A 16,977-nucleotide genomic window follows, 5' to 3' on the forward strand; every position below is an offset into this window, starting at 1 on the left:
GGATGATCGACAGCCACTTGAAGGTACTCATCTCGGGGACGGCGAGATCGCCGATGCGCGCCTTGGCGGCGGGAGTGGCCGCCAGGCCGATGGCGATGAAGAAGGTCAGCAGCAGCAACAGCTGGAAGTAGGCACCGAGCGTGCGGGCCGTCCAGGCAAAGCCGACGCCGATCGCGTTCGCGACCATATCGACATCGATCAGCGACAGGATGCAGAAGACCAGGATGAACCCGACGGTGAGACTCAGAACCAGCGGGTCCCCCCAGCGGGCGCCGGCCGTGGAGGCCGGCGCAGTGGAGAGCTTGGCGTGAGACATGACATACCCCGTTGTGGTTTGTTGGAAGGGGATGATGATTGAGGACACTCAGCGCGGCGTGGCCGCTCGCTCCAGCACGTCCACCCAGTTGCGTCCCATGATGCGCGCTACGGCGGCGTCATCGAAGCCGCGCCGGCGCAGTCCCTCGACCAGCCGCGGGAAGTCGCGGTTGTCGCGCAGCCACGGCAGCGGTCGCGGCCAGCCGGCGTTGGCCTGGCTGCCCTCGCCGTAGTCCATGGTCTTCGACCAGCGGCCGTTGCGCATCCACTCGAGCACCGAGGTCGGCTGCGCCTGGCACAGATCGGTGCCGATGCCGACGTGCTCGATGCCCATCAGGTCGACGGTGCGGGCCACCATGTCGCAGAACATTTCCAGGGTGCAGTCGGCGCCGTCCTTGAGATGAAAGGGGTAGACCGAGAAGCCGAGCAGCCCGCCCGACTCGGCGATCGCCGACAGCACCCGGTCCGACTTGTTGCGCTTGGCGGGATAAAAGCTGCTGGGATTGGCGTGCGAGATGATCACCGGGCGCTCGGAGAGCTCGACCGCTTCCAGGGTCGAGCGCTCGGCGCTGTGCGACATGTCGATCACCATGCCGACGCGGTTCATCTCGCGGATCACCTGGCGCCCGAAGCGGGTGATGCCGCTGTCCTCGGCCTCGTAGCAGCCGCAGGCCAGCAGGCTCTGGTTATTGTAGGTGAGCTGCATGATCAGCAGCCCCAGGTCGCGCATCACCGCGACCATGTCGATGTCGTCCTCGATCGGCGAGCAGTTCTGCGCGCCCAGCAGGATGCCCACCTTGCCGGCCTCGCGGGCGCGCTGGATATCGGCGGGCTCGCGCACCGGCATGATCAGGTCATGATGCGCCTCGAAGCGCCGGTTCCACTCGCCGAAACGCGACAGCGTATCGCGCGTGGTCTCGTGGTACGCCAGGGTGGCGTGGACGGCATCGACGCCGCCCTCGTGCATCTGCTCGAAGATCTCGCGCGACCAGTTGGAATACTGCAGGCCGTCGACGATCAGCATCTCTTGAGACATGACGCGCTCTCCTCGGGCCTTGGCTCAGTGGGCCTTGACGTAGCAGGTCTTGACCACGGTGTAGAACTCGCGTGCGTAGCGCCCCTGCTCGCGCGGGCCGAAGCTGGAGTCCTTGCGACCGCCGAACGGCACGTGATAGTCCGTGCCCGCGGTGGCCAGGTTGACCATCACGCAGCCGGTCTCGGCGCGCGCCTTGAAGTCGCTGGCCAGATGCAGCGAGTCGGTGATGATGCCGGCGGTCAGCCCGTAGCGGGTGTCGTTGAGGGTGGCGAGCGCCTCCTCGTAGTCGCGGACCTTGATCACGCAGGCGATCGGCCCGAACACCTCCTCGCGGTTGATCGCCATGTCGTTGCGGGTATCGACGAACAGCGTCGGCGCCAGGTAGTAGCCCTCGGTCTCGGCGCTCAGGCGTTCGCCGCCGAAGGCCAGCGTCGCGCCGTCCGCCTTGCCCCGCTCGATCCAGGCCAGGTTGGACTCGAGCTGGCGGGCATCCACCACCGGGCCGATCTGGGTGTTCGCGTCCAGCGCATGGCCGACCCGCGCCTCGCGCAGCCGGGCGACCAGCTTCTCGACGAAGGCATCGTGCACCGCCTCGGTGACGATCAGCCGCGACGACGCCGTGCACTTCTGGCCGGTGCCGGAATAGGCCCCGGCGAACGCCGCCTCGACGGCCAGGTCCAGGTCGGCATCGTCGGCGACGATCAGGGCGTTCTTGGAGCCCATCTCGAGCTGGCACTTGACCAGGTTGCCGGCGGTCGCCGCGGCGACCCGGCGCCCCACCTCCAGCGAGCCGGTGAAGCTCACCGCATCCACCTCGGGGCTGGCGATCAGCGCGTCGCCGACGCTCGAGCCGCTGCCCATCAGCAGGTTGAAGGTGCCCGCCGGCAGCGCCTGGCGGCTGATGATCTCGGTCAGCGCCCAGGCGCTGGCCGGCACCAGGTTGGCCGGCTTGAAGATCACGGCATTGCCGAACGCCAGCGCCGGGGCGATCTTCCACACCGCGGTGGCCATGGGGAAGTTCCACGGGCTGATGATGCCCACCACGCCGACCGGCTCGCGCCGGGTGTCGATCTCGATGCCCGGGCGCACGGAGGCCACCCGCTCGTCGATCTGGCGCAGCACCTCGGCGGCGTAGTAGTGGAAGAACTGGCCGGAGCGATAGACCTCGCCGGCGCCCTCGGCCAGCGGCTTGCCCTCCTCGCGGGACAGCAGGCGGCCCAGCTCGTCCTTGCGCGCGATCAGCTCGTCGCCGATCGCCATCAGTATGCGGTAGCGGGTCTCGAGCTCGCTGGCGGCCCATTCGCGGGCACCGCGCCGGGCAGCCTGGATCGCCTGCCCCACCTGCTCGACGCTCGCCTGGGCGAACTCGCCGATCACGTCCGAGGTATCGGAAGGGCTGGTGTTGGTCAGGCGCGTGGCGCCCTCGACCCAGGCACCATCGATGTAGAGGGAATGAACGTCCGACATGGTCACCTCCTGGAAAACATGCCGTCAGCCTAGGCGAGCCATTTGGATAAAGATAATCAATAATAAAGATAAAATGGTAAGATAGTCTTATCATCAGGAAGAGCAACCTGCCCGGAGATTCCCATGCTCCCCGAGCTCAAGATCCAGCCCCTGCGCTATGTGGTGGCCGTCGTCGACGAGGGCGGCTTTCATGCCGCCGCCCGCCGGCTTCACCGCAGCCAGCCGGCGCTGTCGATGGCCATCAAGGAACTCGAACAGCGCCTCGGCGAGCCCCTGTTCGAGAAGGCCGGCAAGTCACGGCTCACCCCGTTCGGCGCCTACTGTGTGCCCCGCTTCCGCGAGCTGCTGACCCAGCACGACCGGCTGAGCCGCGACATCGTCAGCCGGGTCGAGCGCCGCGCCGGTCATGTCGACATCGCCGCCGTGCCCTCGGTGGCCAGCCGCCTGATGCCCGCCCTGCTCGCCGACTTCGCCGCCGCCCATCCCGGCCTGCACATCAGCCTGCACGACGGCAACGCCGACTTCGTTCGCGAACTGGTCAGCCGCGGCGAGGTCGACCTAGCCCTGACCAGCCTGTGGCAGCACGACGAACGCCTGTCGTTCGCGCCGCTGATGCACGATGCCGTGGGCGTGGTCTGCCGCGACGATCACCGCCTTGCCGGGCGCGAGACCCTGAACTGGCAGGAGCTGCAGGGCGAGCGCCTGATCCGCAACGGCACCTCGCGTCTGCTCGAGGGCACCGAGGCCGCGCCGCTGCTCGAGCAGAGCGCCTTCTTCATCTCCAACATGATCTCGCTGACCGCCATGCTCGACGCCGGCATCGGCGTGACCACCCTGCCCCGGCTCGCCTTCCCGGAGGAGCACCGCCACCTGTGCTTCATCCCACTGAGCGAGCCCCGGGTCGAGCGCGAGATCGGCCTGCTGCAACCGGCCCGGCGCAGCCTGTCGCCGGCGGCGCAGGCCATGGCCGAACTGATCTTCGAGGCGCTGGGACAGGGCTGAGCTTCATCGCCGTCCCATCGCGCTTGCGCCCGGCCAGGCCCAAGAGGGCATACTGCCGCCATGTTCACGTTTTCCGAGACCGCCATGTCATTTGACCTTGTCAACCTGCTTAACCACGCTGAACGCATCGCCCTCGACGCCGGCAACGCCATCCTGGCCGTCTACGCCCGCGAGTTCAGCGTCGAGGAAAAGCACGACAAGAGCCCGCTGACCGAAGCCGACAAGGCCGCCCACGACATCATCATCGCCGGACTGAAGGCCCTGCCTGAAGACATTCCCGTGCTTTCCGAGGAAGACGTGGAAGGCTTTACCGGCAATGACGCTCAGGGACGCTACTGGCTGGTGGACCCGCTGGACGGCACCAAGGAGTTCATCAAGCGCAACGGCGAGTTCACCGTCAACATCGCGCTGATCGAACAGGGCCGCCCGGTGCTCGGCGTGGTCGTCGCCCCCGCGCTCGGCGTCAGCTACCTGGCCGCCGAGGGCGTCGGGGGCTTCAAGGTGGGCGAGGACGGCGAACGCCGCGCCATTCGCGTGTCGGGCGCCCCGGCACCGGGCACGCCGTGGCGCGTAGTGGGCAGCCGCTCGCACCCGAGCGCCGAGACGGCCGCCTGGCTGGACGCGCTCGGCCCCCACGAGCTGGTGACGATGGGCAGCTCGCTGAAGCTCTGTCTGGTCGCCGAAGGGGCCGCCGACGTCTACCCGCGGCTGGGGCCCACCTGCCTGTGGGACACCGGCGCCGCCCAGGCGGTGGTCGAGCAGGCCGGCGGCCGCGTGGAAACCCTGCAGGGCGAACCGCTGAGCTATGCCACCCCCGGCGAGACGCGTAACCCCCACTTCATCGTGTGGGGCAACCGGGAATGACGCGCCCGGTTGTGGGGCCGGAGGCGTTCACGCTACCCTTTCGCTCCCGGCATTCCCGGTGCGACCACCGCGAGCATCGTCATTCATGACCTCGGCAGCCCCTCGACCATGACGCTTCCCCGCGACGCCGGAAGGCGCGTTCTCATCATCGTGCGCCGGCTCAACATGGGCGGCATCCAGAAGGCCTCGCTGAGCCTGGCCAGCGGCCTGCTGGCCGGCGGCCACGAGGTTCACCTGCTGGTGCTCAAGGGCACCCCGGAGCTGACGGTGCCCGACGGCGTGCACCTGCACTGCGTCGACTTCGAGCGCGCCGCGCGACGCACGCCGGCCGGCCTGGCCCGGCACCTGGCCTCGCGGGTGCTGCTCAAGCCGCTGCTGCCGGGTTCCGGCTTCGTGTGGACGGGGCGCACGGTCAGCCGGGGCTTCCGGCGCCATCTGGCGGACCTGGAGGCCACACACGGTGCCTTCGACCTGATCGTCATCCGCGGCCAGGGCGCCTTCGAGCTGCTCTGGGACGTTCACGACCCGCGCTGCTGGCAGGTGGTGGAGGGGCCGGTCTCCGGCCCCGAGAAGAGCCCGCTGGCCGGCTGGCTGTATCGCAAGCTCTACGCGGGCAAGCGTGTGATCAGCGTCTCCGAGGGCATCGGCGCCGTGCTCGACGCCACGCTCGCGCGTCACGGCGTGGTGCCGGCCCAGCGGCGGACCCTCACCAATCCCGTGCCGCTGGAGCGCATCCGCGAGCTCGCCCGGGCGCCGTTGCCGGAGGCGCCGCCGACCCCCTACCTGGTCCACGTCGGCCGGCTGTCCTCGGTCAAGAACCAGGCGCTGCTGCTCGAGGCCTTCGCCGCGGCCGACCTGCCGCTGTCGCTGGTCATCATCGGCGACGGCGACCGGCGCCAGGCGTTGACCCGGCGCTGCGAGGCGCTAGGCATCGCCGAGCGCGTCCACTTTCTCGGCCAGCAGGCCAACCCCTACCCGTGGGTCGCCCGGGCCAACGCCTTCGCGCTCAGCTCGCGCATGGAGGGGCTCGGGCTGGTGCTGATCGAGGCGCTGGCGCTGGGCACCCAGTGCGTCGCCGCCGACGTGCCGGGCGGCATCCGCGAGGTGCTGACCGGCGAGCAGGCCCGCCTGATCGCCGAGCCCAGCGTCGAGGGGCTGGCCGAGAAGCTGCGCGAGGCGTGGACGCACCCGGTGACGGTGGACCCGGCCTGGGCGGAACGCTTCGACGAGCCCCGGGTCGCCGAGGCCTTTCTCGGCCTGCTCGGCGATGCCCGCCTCGAGAATCCCGCCGACGACGGCCCTACCCATGCGCCGGCGTGACGACGTCTACCCGTTCGAGGCCGACCGCCGCGTCGAGATCAGCCTGGCGGCCGACGGCAGCCTGACGCTGCCGGCCGGGCTCCCCGATGCCCCCGCCGAATGGAGCTGGCTGCTGGAGGTCGACTACCGGCCGCGCCGGGGCCTGCGCCAGCCCCGGGTGACGCTCGCTTCCCCGGCGGGTCAGGCGGTCACGCATTACCTGGAGCGCAAGGTCGCGGGGCGCCGCTGGCTGAACCTGACCGGCATCACGACCTGGGACGCGCTGCGCGTGATCGCCGCCCACTGCCGACTCGGCGAGCGGGCCGTGCTGCACGGCTTCGCCAAGCCCGATTTGACCCGTGGCCCGGTGCTGTTCGTCGCACCGCATCCGGACGACGCCGAACTCGCCGGCTACGGCCTCTATCGCCGCCTGGCCGAGCACACCTGGATCGTCACCCTGAGCGCCGGCGAGACCCTCAAGCGCCTGGACCGGCAGTACCTCGCCGGGCTGGACACCTCGCTGGCCGCCGCCCGCCGGCGCAAGGGGCTGATCCGCGCCTGGAACAGCGCCACCACCCCGCAACTGGCCGGCATCCCCCAGGAGCGCCTGGTCATGCTGGGCTACCGCAACGACATGCTCGGGCCGCTGCTCGACGCCGGGCATAAGGCGGTGACCACCGTCGAGGACGGCCTTTCCCCCTCGGACTTTCGACGCTGGAACCGGCTGGCCCTGCCCGGCGACGCCGCCGCCAACCACGGCGCCCCCCTGCTGGCCGACCTCGCCTTCCTGGTCGAGCACATCCGCCCCGCCACGGTGGTGGTGACCCACCCCGAAGTCGACCCCCACCGGGATCACATCGCCGCGGCCCGGGCCATCGCCCGGGCGCTGCAGCACACCGGCCACACCCCGCAACGGGTGCTGCTCTACGCCAACCACCTGCGCGGCCACAGGGGCTTCCCCCTCGGTCCGGCGCATGCCGGCGCCACGATCTGGCCCCATGCGGGCACCCACTCGGCACTGGGCCGCTGGCGCTTTCACAGCGAAGCGCTCGGCCCGGATCTCCAGCGCGAGAAGGCCCTGAGCCTGGACACCATGCACGACCTGCGCGGCCATCCGGGGCCGATCAAGCGCCTGAAGCGTCGGTGGCGGGAGACCCTCGCCGGCACGCGCGGCCCCCGCTACGGCGGCCATGACTACTTTCGCAGCCATGTCCGCGCGCAGGAGGTCTTCGTCGAGGTGACCGGAGAGGCGTTCGTGAGCGGGCTTCAGGCACCGCGGGAGCCATAGCGCCAGCGCCAGTAGTGCGTCACCAGGCCGCCGACCACCAGGTTGTGCACATAGACCCCGGTCCAGAAGGAATCGTAGGACTCGAACTGGTTGACGATCACCCAGTAGACGAAGAAGGCCGCGCCGAACAGCGCAACATCGCCGGGCATGGCACTACCGCGCCAGGCCAGCCAGGTGCCGCGACCGATCCACGCCGCCAGGGCGGCGATGACCGCCACGCCCAGCAGACCATAGGCGACCCAGACTTCAATGAAGAAGTTGTGCAGATGGCCGAAGTCGGCCTTGACGAAGTCCGGCAGCCACGGCGTGTGGTCGATCACCAGGCTGCGCCCCTCGCCGCCCCAGCCGACCAGCGGGCGCTCGGCGATCCACTGCAGGGCCGCCATCCAGCTGTGGATGCGGATGCCGATGCTGGTATACGGCACCTGCTCCAGATTCCCCTGCATCAGCTGCGCGATCACCCCGGACTCGGTGGTGACCCGCTCGGCCAGGGTATCGCCGAACAGCGCCACGGCCAGGGTGACCAGCAGCACGCCGGCGCCCAGGGTCAGCAGCAGCGGCCGGCGCAGGGAACGCCCGGCCCCGTAGCGGCGCACCACCACCAGGGCCGCCAGCCCCGCCAGCGGCAGCGACACGGCCAGCGCCAGCCAGACGGCGCGGGTCTGGCCGATGGCGATGCCGGTCAGGCACATCGCCAGCACCAGACCCCACAGCCCGACCCGCCAGGCCACCCAGACCTCCCGCGGGCGCATCACGCGGCGCGCGAAGATCACCCAGCCCAGCAGCGCCACGCCGAACAGCATGGAGCCGTGCTGGTTGTTGCGGATGCCGAAGCCGATGCGCTGGCCGTGCAGGCCCTGCCACCACTCCTGCGGGCCGCCGAGCACCAGCGTGGCGACGAGAAACCCCGCCAGCGCCAGCGCCCAGAGCCGCAGCGTGTTGCGCGTGCTGCCACCCAGCCACCAGGCCACGGCGATGAAGATGAACAGCTTGGCCAGCCGGTCCACCTCCGGATTGCGCGTCACCCACTGCGGGTGATGGAAATAGCCCAGCGTCCAGGACAGCACCTGCACGACGATCACCGCCAGCAACAGCCACAGCGCCGCGGAGCGGCGCATTTCACCACCGTAGGTCAGCACAGCGATCAGCCCCAGCGCCGCGGTCAGCGTGCCGGCATCGCCGCCCACGTCGCTCCACAGCACGCCCAGGGCCGCATACAGCACCAGCGAGAGACAGCCGGCGATCCATAATCCGCGAGGACAACGCCAGGCCGTCGGGGCTTCCCAGCCCGGGCAGGCCCCCATCACGGCATCAACGCCCGCAGACAACTGCGCAGCGACTCCCGCCAGGGCGGCAACGCCACCCCGAAGGTCTCGCGCAACGAGGTCGTGTCCAGCCGCGAGTTGCCGGGCCGCGGTGCCGGCTGCGGATACTCGCGGGAGGCGATCGCCTCGACGCTCGGACGCCGGTCGGCATCGAGCAGCCCCAGCGCTACCGCCTCCTCGAAGATCGCCTCGGCGAAGCCGTGCCAGCTGGTCGCGCCCGCCGCAGCCAGGTGATGGGTACCCGCCATGCCCGGCGACCAGCCCTCGCGCCGCCAGGCGTGCAGGGCCAGCGCCGTCACGTCGGCGATGGTGGCCGCCCAGGTGGGGGCACCGACCTGATCGTCGATGACGCGCAGCTGATCGCGCTCGGCGGCCAGGCGCAGCATGGTCCGGACGAAATTGTGCCCGTGGGCGGCATAGACCCAGCTGGTGCGCAGCACCAGCGCCCGGGTACCGGCAGCGGCGATGGCCTCCTCGCCCTCGCGCTTGGTGCGCCCGTAGACGGAGCGCGGCGCGGTCGCGTCCCCGGGGCGATACGGCGTCTCGCCCTCGCCGGCGAAGACGTAGTCCGTGGAGTAGTGCACCAGGGGAATATCCCGCTCGGCACAGGCCGTCGCCAGCTCCGCCACCGCCTCGGCATTGATGCGCCGGGCCAGCGCCGGCTCGCTCTCGGCGCGATCCACGGCGGTGTAGGCCGCCGCGTTGACCACCACGGTCGGTGCGTATCGCGCTACCGCCGCGGCCACCGCCCCCGGCTCGGCCAGGTCGCCGTCGCGGCGAGTCAGCGCCACGCCGCGGCCGAACGGCTGCAGGGCGCGCTCCAGTTCGCGCCCCACCTGGCCGTTCGCCCCCAGGATCAGGTAATCCGGCGTCGTCTCGCTCATGCAAAGACCTCCGCCTCGCGGAAGGCCGCCCCGGCCAGGTCCTTGTCGGACAGCGTCAGGTCGGGAACCGCCGGCCAGTCGATGCCCAGCTCGGGGTCGTCGTAGCGGATGCAGCGCTCCGAGGCCGGGTGGTAGTAGTCGGTGGTCTTGTAGAGGAAGTCGGCGCTCTCGGAGAGCACCACGAAACCGTGACCGAAGCCCTCCGGGACCCACAGCTGACGATGGTTGTCGGCGGACAGCTCCACCCCGACCCAGCGGCCGAAGTTGGGCGAGGAGCGCCGCAGGTCGACGGCGACATCGTAGACGCGGCCGTGGGTCACCCGCACCAGCTTTCCCTGAGGCTGCTCCAGCTGATAGTGCAGGCCGCGCAGCACCCCCTGGCGGGAGCGGGAATGGTTGTCCTGGACGAAGTCGCGCTCGCAGCCGGTGGCCGCCTCGAAGGCGCGCCGGTTGAAGCTCTCCATGAAGAAGCCGCGGGAATCGCCGAACACCTTCGGCTCCAGGATCACGACCTCGGGCAGGTCGGTGGCGATCGCCTTCATGCCGGCCCTCCCTTCTCGTTGAGCAAACGCTGAAGGAACTTGCCGTAGCCGCTCTTGGCCAGCGGCTCGGCCAGGGCCAGCAACTGGTCGTCGTCGATCCAGCCGTGGCGCCAGGCGATTTCCTCGGGGCAGCACGCCTTCAACCCCTGGCGATGCTCGATGGTGGCGATGAAGTTGGACGCCTCCATCAGCGACTCGTGGGTGCCGGTGTCCAGCCAGGCGAAGCCGCGGCCCATGATCTCGACATTGAGATCGCCGCGCTCGAGATACAGGCGGTTGATGTCGGTGATCTCCAGCTCGCCGCGGGCCGAGGGCTCCAGGGACTTGGCCATCTCGACCACGTCGGCGTCGTAGAAGTAGAGCCCGGTCACCGCGAACGGCGATTTCGGCTCGGCGGGCTTCTCCTCCAGCGAGGTCGCACGCCCCTCGGCGTCGAAGTCGACCACGCCGTAGCGTTCCGGATCATGGACATGGTAGGCGAACACGCTGGCGCCCTGCTCCCGGGTCATGGCGCTTTGCAGCAGCGGCTGGAAGTCGTGGCCATAGAAGATGTTGTCGCCCAGCACCAGGCAGCTCGGCGCGCCGTCGAGGAAGTCCTCGGCGATGATGAACGCCTGGGCCAGGCCGTCCGGCGAGGGCTGCACCGCATAGCTCAGCGAGATGCCCCAGTGGCTGCCGTCGCCCAGCAGATGCTGGAAGCGCGGGGTGTCCTGAGGCGTGGAGATGATCAGAATCTCGTCGATGCCCGCCAGCATCAGTGTGGCCAGCGGATAGTAGATCATCGGCTTGTCGTAGACCGGCAGCAGCTGCTTGGAGATCGACAGCGTCACCGGATGCAGTCGTGTGCCGGACCCGCCGGCGAGAATAATGCCCTTGCGCTTCATGGCGTCGGTTCCTGACTCGTTTCAATCCATTCCGTAATGGTGGGAAGTCCACTCGCGGTAGGCCCCGCTGGTCACGCCCTCGACCCAGGCGTCGTTGTCCAGGTACCACTGTACCGTCTTGCGCAGCCCGGACTCGAACGTCTCCCGCGGGCGCCAACCCAGCTCGCGCTCGATCTTGCCGGCGTCGATGGCATAGCGCAGGTCGTGCCCCGGCCGGTCCTTCACGTAGGTGATCAGGTCCGCGTAGCGCGCCACGCCGTCGGGATGCTCGGGAGCAAGCTCCTCGAGCAGCGCGCAGATGCGCTCGACCACCTCGAGATTGCGGTGCTCGTTGTGGCCGCCGATGTTGTAGGTCTCGCCCACCGTGCCGGACTCGAGCACCGTGACCAGCGCCCGGGCGTGGTCCTCCACGTACAGCCAGTCGCGCACCTGGCTGCCGTCGCCGTAGACCGGCAGCGGCTTGCCCGCGCGGGCGTTGAGGATGATCAGCGGGATCAGCTTCTCGGGGAAGTGACAGGGGCCGTAATTGTTGGAGCAGTTGGTGACCAGCACCGGCAGGCCGAAGGTGCGGTGCCAGGCGCGCACCAGGTGGTCCGAGCCGGCCTTGCTGGCCGAATAGGGCGAACTGGGCGCGTAGGGCGTGTCCTCGGTGAACAGCCCCTCCGGCCCCTCGAGATCGCCGTAGACCTCGTCGGTGGAGACGTGGTGAAAGCGAAACGCCGCGCGCCGCTCGACCGGCAGGTTCTCATGGTAGCTGCGCGCCACCTCAAGCAGTACCCCGGTGCCCACCAGGTTGGTCTGGATGAAGTCCGCCGGGCCATGAATGGACCGGTCGACATGGGACTCCGCGGCCAGATGCATCACCGCATCGGGCGCGTGGCGCTCGAATACCTCGCGCAGGGCGTCGGCGTCGCCGATATCGACCTGCTCGAAGGCGTAGCGATCGCTCTGCGCAGCCTCGCCCAGCGAGGCCAGGTTCCCGGCGTAGGTCAACTTGTCCACGTTGACCACGGCGTGGTCGGTGTCGGCGATCAGGTGGCGAATCACCGCCGACCCGATGAAGCCAGCGCCCCCTGTTACCAGAATCTTCATTGCGGCGTCCGTTGCTGTGAAAAAACCGCTCTAGTCTACGGACAAGGCCAACCCGAGGAAAGGCGAGGCATACCCGCTGGCGTCAAGGTTTCCCGCACTCGATGCTCACCCCCACAGCCCCTCATCGGCGGGCACGATCGCCCACCCTTCGGCGTGAAAGACAGCTTGACGTCCGCTGAAAAGGCCACACTCAAGACCCTGACCGGTGTCTAGAAAACCCGGGGCGATTCACTGCCCTTTATGTTGTTCATCAGGCGGAGACAAGGCTGGACTAATGTTTATCTGCGATGCGCAACGCTTGAACGTCAGCCACCGCTAGACCGGTGGCCTCGGCAATCTGCTCGTCACTGAGCACACCGAAGGCCAGCAGGTGACGGACAGTAGTACGCTTTTCTTCCAAAGCACGCTTCTCAGCTTCCTCGCGTCCTACCTGACGCTCTTTCTGCGCCCAATTTTCAAGATTCTCTGCCAACATATCTTTGTCCTCCACCAAACTGTTGAGCTGCTCCAGGTTGACCTCGGCCCCGAGCCGCTGCAGGTGACGCTTTAGCCAGCGAGTGATGATCGCGTCGATGCGGTCCTTCCGGGGATCGGCCTGGATGATCGCCACCACCCGGTTAACGGCCTGTTGCAGGGCCTCGCGGCTCACGGACGCATTCTCGATGCTGAATACGCCGCTCAGCGGGGTCTGGCGTATTCTCAGTTCTTCGTCAGTGTAGCGCCCTTCATCGATCAGATAGTACCGCAGGTGTGGCTGATAGACTCGCAGGAACGTCGGGGGTTCCGGCTGTACCATGTCGTACACGTCCTGCCGGGCGGTCCAGCGTTCCGAGCCATTGTAGAGCACGATGGGCAGCACCGGCGGCAAGCCGTTGCCCGGCGTGGTGACCTGGGTCTTGAGCAGGTGATCGTAGAAGCAGGCCACATAGTGCATCAGCCGGATCGGCATGGTGCGATCCACCGACGACTGGAACTCGAGCAGGATATACAGGAAGACCCGCTGGGTGATGCCCTGCCAGGTGATCTCCACCGACCACACCACATCCTCGAACTTCTCCTCGAACAGCGGTGTGATGTAGTTGCCGCTGTGGTTCTTCAGCGTCGAGAAGTCCATCAGCCCGGCGATCTCGCCGGGTGCGAAGCCCTCGATCAGCTGCTGGACGAACTCGGGATAGCTGAACAGCTCCTTGTAGCCGGTATCGTGATGGCTGCTGGTCATGCGCGCTCCCCTGTCGATGGGTCCGGTCTGCCATATCGTGGGTCAGTCGAACGGGTTTCTTTAGCGGCTGCAGCGGCAGCGTCTCGCACCAGACCGGCCCCTTGGCTCATCGGCGCCTCCCAGGGTGAATCGCCTGGCGGGTGAGTGTTCTTCCTTTTACTTAAGCGGTACCGCGAGTCGGCGATGGACCCGGCTCCTCTCTCATCCCCACAGCCCCTCATCGTCGGGCACGATCACCCGTCCTTCCGAGTAGCCGTACTGCAGGTAGTGACCCAGCGGCTCGACCCCGGCCGCGGCCACATCCGGGTTGTCGGCCAGATAGGCCCGGCTGTCGAACCAGGCCGAGGGCGCGCGCCCCTCCTTCCACCCCCAGGTCAGATAGTGCTGATAGCCGCTGTCCTGATCACCGCGCTGGATTGCCGCGTCGACATCCGGATTGGCCGCGCGATAGCCCCGCTCGTCGAACAGGGCGTTGGGATCGCGCCCCTCGCCGGCGCCGTATTGCTGATAGTGCGCGAGAGGGCCGATCACCCCCGCCGCTGCGGCGGCGGCCACATCGGGGTTGGTCTCGAGATAGAGCCCCGCATCGAAGGGCATCGATGAGGCCGAATCCAGCTCGGGCGGGCTCGCCAGCACCACGCGGTCGTCGAAGCGCAGCAGCTCGATATTCTCCAGCGTATCCCGACTGCCATCCGCCTCGGTCACCACCAGCGTGCCATCCGAAGGGTGCGTCAGCGCGACGGTATCGGCGGTCATGTCGAAGCGCACGATATCGACGCCCCCGCCGCCGTCCAGGTGGTCGTCGCCCGCCCCGCCGGTCAGCCGGTCGTTGCCGTCACCGCCGACCAGCGTGTCGTCGCCCGGGCCGCCCGTCACCCGCTCGCCGGTCCCGCCGAGCGCCGGCGCCTCCGGCGTGCTCGCCGTCAGCGAACTGCCCACCGTGGCCAGGGTGGCGTCGATCCAGTCCTGGTAATGGCTCACCCGCTGCCAGGCGGCCAACTCGCCGAAACTGCCATCGACCCCGAGGGTGCTGTCCAGCAGCTGCCCCCGGCCATCGGCCAGGTGCGTCAGGTAGCTGGCCACGCCCGCCACCCGGCCGTCGATGAAGGCCGGCCCGCCGCTGTCGCCGGGGGCGATCACTCCCTCGGTCGTCCCCAGGCCGGTATCGCTCTGGCCCAGCAGGCGGCCGAGGGTATCGTAGCGCGCCTCACCGCTGTCGAAGTCGGCGATCAGCTGCGACCCCGGCGGCGAGTCCCAGCCACCGCCATTCAGCCGTGAGCTGACCTCGCTGCCGGTCGCGTCCAGGGTATTCTCGACCCGCGAGCGCTGCGCGCCGGCCGGGCCGGAATAGCCCCACTGCCCCAGCCCCGTGGCGCCGTAACCGACCAGCGTGGCGACATGGCCCAGCTCGTCCGCCCCCCGGTACAGCGCATAGCGCGGAATCGCATCCGGCACCGGGTTGTCCAGCCACAGCAGGGCCAGGTCATTGCCGAACGCGCCGGGGTCGTAGCCCGGGTGTACCCAGCGCGTCTCGGCCGTCGCCCAGTAGCGCCCGCCGAGGCCGTCGAAGGCGACCCGGACGGGGTCGGTGGCACCCTCGACCACATGCGCGGCGGTGAGCACCGCCCGTCCGTCGGCCAGCAGGGTGCCCGAGCCCAGCACATCGCCGACGCGCACCTCGCCGACGCCATCGTAGCCGTCGCTGGGACGGGACACATAACGCTCGTTGTAGCGGGTGACTGTAGGCATGGCATCTCTCCGACGGCCGGCTCGCGGCCCTGGTGGCGGCGTGATGCCGCAAGGTGGGTTGTATCGCCCGTGGCGACGGCGTCGCGCCCCGGCAAGCCCCCGACACACATCGGGCCGCCCCGGGGGGGCGGCCCGTCAGCCCGAGAGCGCCGCCCCGTACCGGACGGCACGGGGCGGGCGGCCCGGCGTCAGTGCTTGGCCGGCAGCTCCGACTTCAGCGCATTGGCGTAGGCGGTGCGGGCCGTCTGGGCGATGGCCAGCTGCTGCTGCAGACGGGCGATCTCCTGGTCGGTCACGCGCAGGTTGACCACCTGGTTGCGCGCATTCTCGGACAGCTCGGCCAGGTTGTAGTCGGCGCCGTCGATGGAGATGGTCTGGTCCTGGGTATCCGCCATGGCGTGATTGCTCCTCATGAAAGAATGAAAGACGTAGGGTCGCTCGGCGATGATAAGCGTTTACTGAACAAAATCGAAGAACCCCCGGCCCGCTCAGTCCCCGAAATCGAACGTCAGCTCGTCGTCGTCCTCGCCGAAGAACGACGCTACCGGTTCGCGAGGCGCCTGCTGTGCCTGCAGCTGCTGGTGAAAGCGGGCGCGCTCGGTAAGCTGGCCGAGCTGGCCCATCGAGAACAGTTGGGCATAGGCCAGCGGCAGTGCACCGTGGGCGCGCAGGGCGGCGAAGGCCTCGGCCTCGAGCGCATTCAGGGCTTTTTCGTTGATGCGGTACAGCCCCTGCACCTCGAGCGGCGCCTGGTCGTCGCCGCGCCCGACCTGCAGCGGCCAGGGCTCGATCAGGCCGCTGTCGCCCAGCGACCGTGCGGCCGCCCGGGTCACCTGACGATTGCGCTCGCACTGCTGCAGAAAGGCGAGCGTGCGGTCGACCGTTTCGCTCAGCTCGCCATCATCGTTGAACAGCGGCTCGCCGTCCTCGTCGGGCGCCTGCAGATGCGCCTGATCCACGCACAGCACCTGCTGCCCGTCCTCGGTGGCGGCCAGCGTGAAGGGGTAGCCGCGCAGCCCGGCCGGCACGTAACCGCCCAGCCAGCGCCCGTCGGGATGCACGTAGAGGTTGTGGCGGCCGTCCAGCCCCAGCAGGGCTACCGGCTGGTAGCTTTCTTCCTGCTTGATGAAGCCCAGCGCATGCTGCGCCAGCAGCTTGTTCAGCTCCGCCAGCAGGATCGGCACCACCGGCTGCTCGGCGGCGAAGCCGTAGCCGTGGCGGGGCAGGTATCGAGACTCGCCATGTTGCGTGCGAGAAAGCGCGGTCCATTTCGCCATCAGGGACTCCATCAGCGCGTAAGGGATTGGAAAACGGACACCGATTGTACCAGCCACATTCCGAGCCCCGGCGCCTCTTTTCGCCGCCCGGGCCGCCATACGCACCGACTTTACCGGCAACACAAAAAACAATGAGAGATAAAGCAGCCACCGAGAGCCTTGCCGCCTTACCGGGAATGAAGCGGAAACAGGGGAAAGTCGAGGTTCAGTGCCTGTCCTGGGTACGCAGGGCATGCACCTCGGCCAGCGCGAGGCCGGTCGCCGCCGCGATCTGCTCGTCCGTCAGCACACCCAGCCGGATGAGGTTGCGGGCCGTCTGTCGCTTCGTCTTCTCGGCGCCGAGTTGCTCGCCTTCCTGACGCCCTTCCTGACGCCCTTCCTGACGCTCCCTCTTCGCCCAGTTCTCCAGATTCTCTGCCAGCATGTCTCTATCCTCCACCAGGCTGTTGAGCCGCTCCAGGTCGACGCCGGCCCCCAGCCATTGCAAATGACGCTTCAACCAGCGGGTGATGATGGCATCCGTGCGTTCCTTGTGGGGATCGGCCTGGATGATCGCCACGATCCGGTCGACGGCCTGCTGCAGGGCCTCGCGGCTCGCGGATGCGTTCTCGATGCGGAATACGCCGCTCAGCGGGGTCTGGCGCCGGTCCAGTTCCTCGGCAGTATAGCGCCCTTCGTCGATCAGATAGTAACGCAGGTGCGGCTGATAGACCCGCAGGAAGGCCGGCGGTTCC

At 68.6% G+C, this 16,977-nt stretch carries 17 protein-coding genes; 4 read left to right on the top strand and 13 right to left on the bottom strand.

The features are described 5' to 3' along the window. From ACTCB7_RS06575 to ACTCB7_RS06585, 3 genes are all read right to left on the bottom strand, one after another. Positions 1–316: BCCT family transporter (locus ACTCB7_RS06575; protein ID WP_463006024.1), on the bottom strand; the 316-nt coding region annotated here is incomplete at its 3' end. Between the two features lie 48 nt (positions 317–364). Next, positions 365–1,351, bottom strand: coding sequence for a dipeptidase (locus ACTCB7_RS06580; RefSeq protein ID WP_463006025.1), 987 nt, complete (start codon positions 1,349–1,351; stop codon positions 365–367). A 24-nt stretch (positions 1,352–1,375) separates the two neighbouring features. Then, a complete protein-coding gene (locus ACTCB7_RS06585; RefSeq protein WP_224416751.1) occupies positions 1,376–2,818 on the bottom strand; it encodes an aldehyde dehydrogenase family protein in 1,443 nt (480 codons plus the stop codon). Between the two features lie 123 nt (positions 2,819–2,941). Here ACTCB7_RS06585 and ACTCB7_RS06590 point away from each other — a divergent pair, with 123 nt between their 5' ends. The 4 genes from ACTCB7_RS06590 (at position 2,942) to ACTCB7_RS06605 (ending at position 7,271) form a co-directional block, all read left to right on the top strand. Beyond that, on the top strand, positions 2,942–3,820 hold the full coding sequence (locus ACTCB7_RS06590) for a LysR substrate-binding domain-containing protein (protein ID WP_463006026.1): 879 nt from the start codon (positions 2,942–2,944) through the stop codon (positions 3,818–3,820). An 84-nt stretch (positions 3,821–3,904) separates the two neighbouring features. Further along, positions 3,905–4,684: a 3'(2'),5'-bisphosphate nucleotidase CysQ gene (cysQ, locus tag ACTCB7_RS06595; protein WP_463006027.1), complete on the top strand. Its 780-nt coding sequence runs from the start codon at positions 3,905–3,907 to the stop codon at positions 4,682–4,684. A gap of 108 nt (positions 4,685–4,792) precedes the next feature. Next, positions 4,793–6,004 (top strand): glycosyltransferase, encoded by a 1,212-nt coding sequence (locus ACTCB7_RS06600; protein ID WP_463006028.1) that lies wholly within the window; start codon positions 4,793–4,795, stop codon positions 6,002–6,004. Next, on the top strand, positions 5,991–7,271 hold the full coding sequence (locus ACTCB7_RS06605) for a PIG-L deacetylase family protein (protein ID WP_463006029.1): 1,281 nt from the start codon (positions 5,991–5,993) through the stop codon (positions 7,269–7,271). The genes ACTCB7_RS06600 and ACTCB7_RS06605 overlap by 14 nt, the downstream gene beginning before the upstream one ends. On the opposite strand, the gene ACTCB7_RS06610 is transcribed toward ACTCB7_RS06605, so the two are convergent. The 10 genes from ACTCB7_RS06610 to ACTCB7_RS06655 all read right to left on the bottom strand — a co-directional run. Continuing rightward, the gene (locus tag ACTCB7_RS06610) at positions 7,250–8,599 is read right to left on the bottom strand and encodes an O-antigen ligase family protein (RefSeq protein WP_463006030.1); all 1,350 of its coding nucleotides are present in this window, start codon (positions 8,597–8,599) and stop codon (positions 7,250–7,252) included. The genes ACTCB7_RS06605 and ACTCB7_RS06610 overlap by 22 nt on opposite strands. Then, entirely contained in the window at positions 8,575–9,480 is a 906-nt protein-coding gene (gene rfbD, locus ACTCB7_RS06615; RefSeq protein WP_463006031.1) for a dTDP-4-dehydrorhamnose reductase, read from the bottom strand. Before rfbD ends, ACTCB7_RS06610 begins: the two co-directional genes overlap by 25 nt. Further along, entirely contained in the window at positions 9,477–10,022 is a 546-nt protein-coding gene (gene rfbC, locus ACTCB7_RS06620; protein ID WP_463006032.1) for a dTDP-4-dehydrorhamnose 3,5-epimerase, read from the bottom strand. Before rfbC ends, rfbD begins: the two co-directional genes overlap by 4 nt. Further along, positions 10,019–10,906 (bottom strand): glucose-1-phosphate thymidylyltransferase RfbA, encoded by an 888-nt coding sequence (gene rfbA / locus ACTCB7_RS06625; protein WP_463006033.1) that lies wholly within the window; start codon positions 10,904–10,906, stop codon positions 10,019–10,021. The genes rfbC and rfbA overlap by 4 nt, the downstream gene beginning before the upstream one ends. Positions 10,907–10,927: 21 nt before the next feature. Then, positions 10,928–11,998 carry a dTDP-glucose 4,6-dehydratase gene (gene rfbB / locus ACTCB7_RS06630; protein ID WP_463006034.1) on the bottom strand — a complete coding sequence of 357 codons (1,071 nt, stop codon included), beginning with the start codon at positions 11,996–11,998 and terminating at the stop codon, positions 10,928–10,930. A 271-nt stretch (positions 11,999–12,269) separates the two neighbouring features. Then, positions 12,270–13,217: an Rpn family recombination-promoting nuclease/putative transposase gene (locus ACTCB7_RS06635; protein WP_463006035.1), complete on the bottom strand. Its 948-nt coding sequence runs from the start codon at positions 13,215–13,217 to the stop codon at positions 12,270–12,272. A 201-nt stretch (positions 13,218–13,418) separates the two neighbouring features. Beyond that, entirely contained in the window at positions 13,419–14,966 is a 1,548-nt protein-coding gene (locus ACTCB7_RS06640) for a trypsin-like serine protease (protein ID WP_463006036.1), read from the bottom strand. Positions 14,967–15,154: 188 nt separating this feature from the next. Beyond that, complete coding sequence (locus ACTCB7_RS06645) at positions 15,155–15,361, bottom strand: DUF6447 family protein (protein WP_224416738.1); 207 nt, start codon at positions 15,359–15,361, stop codon at positions 15,155–15,157. 93 nt (positions 15,362–15,454) lie between these two features. Continuing rightward, on the bottom strand, positions 15,455–16,243 hold the full coding sequence (locus tag ACTCB7_RS06650; protein ID WP_224416737.1) for a SapC family protein: 789 nt from the start codon (positions 16,241–16,243) through the stop codon (positions 15,455–15,457). A 205-nt stretch (positions 16,244–16,448) separates the two neighbouring features. Beyond that, positions 16,449–16,977: RpnC/YadD family protein (locus ACTCB7_RS06655; RefSeq protein WP_463006037.1), on the bottom strand; the 529-nt coding region annotated here is incomplete at its 5' end.

It is taken from the genome of Modicisalibacter sp., assembly GCF_055145905.1.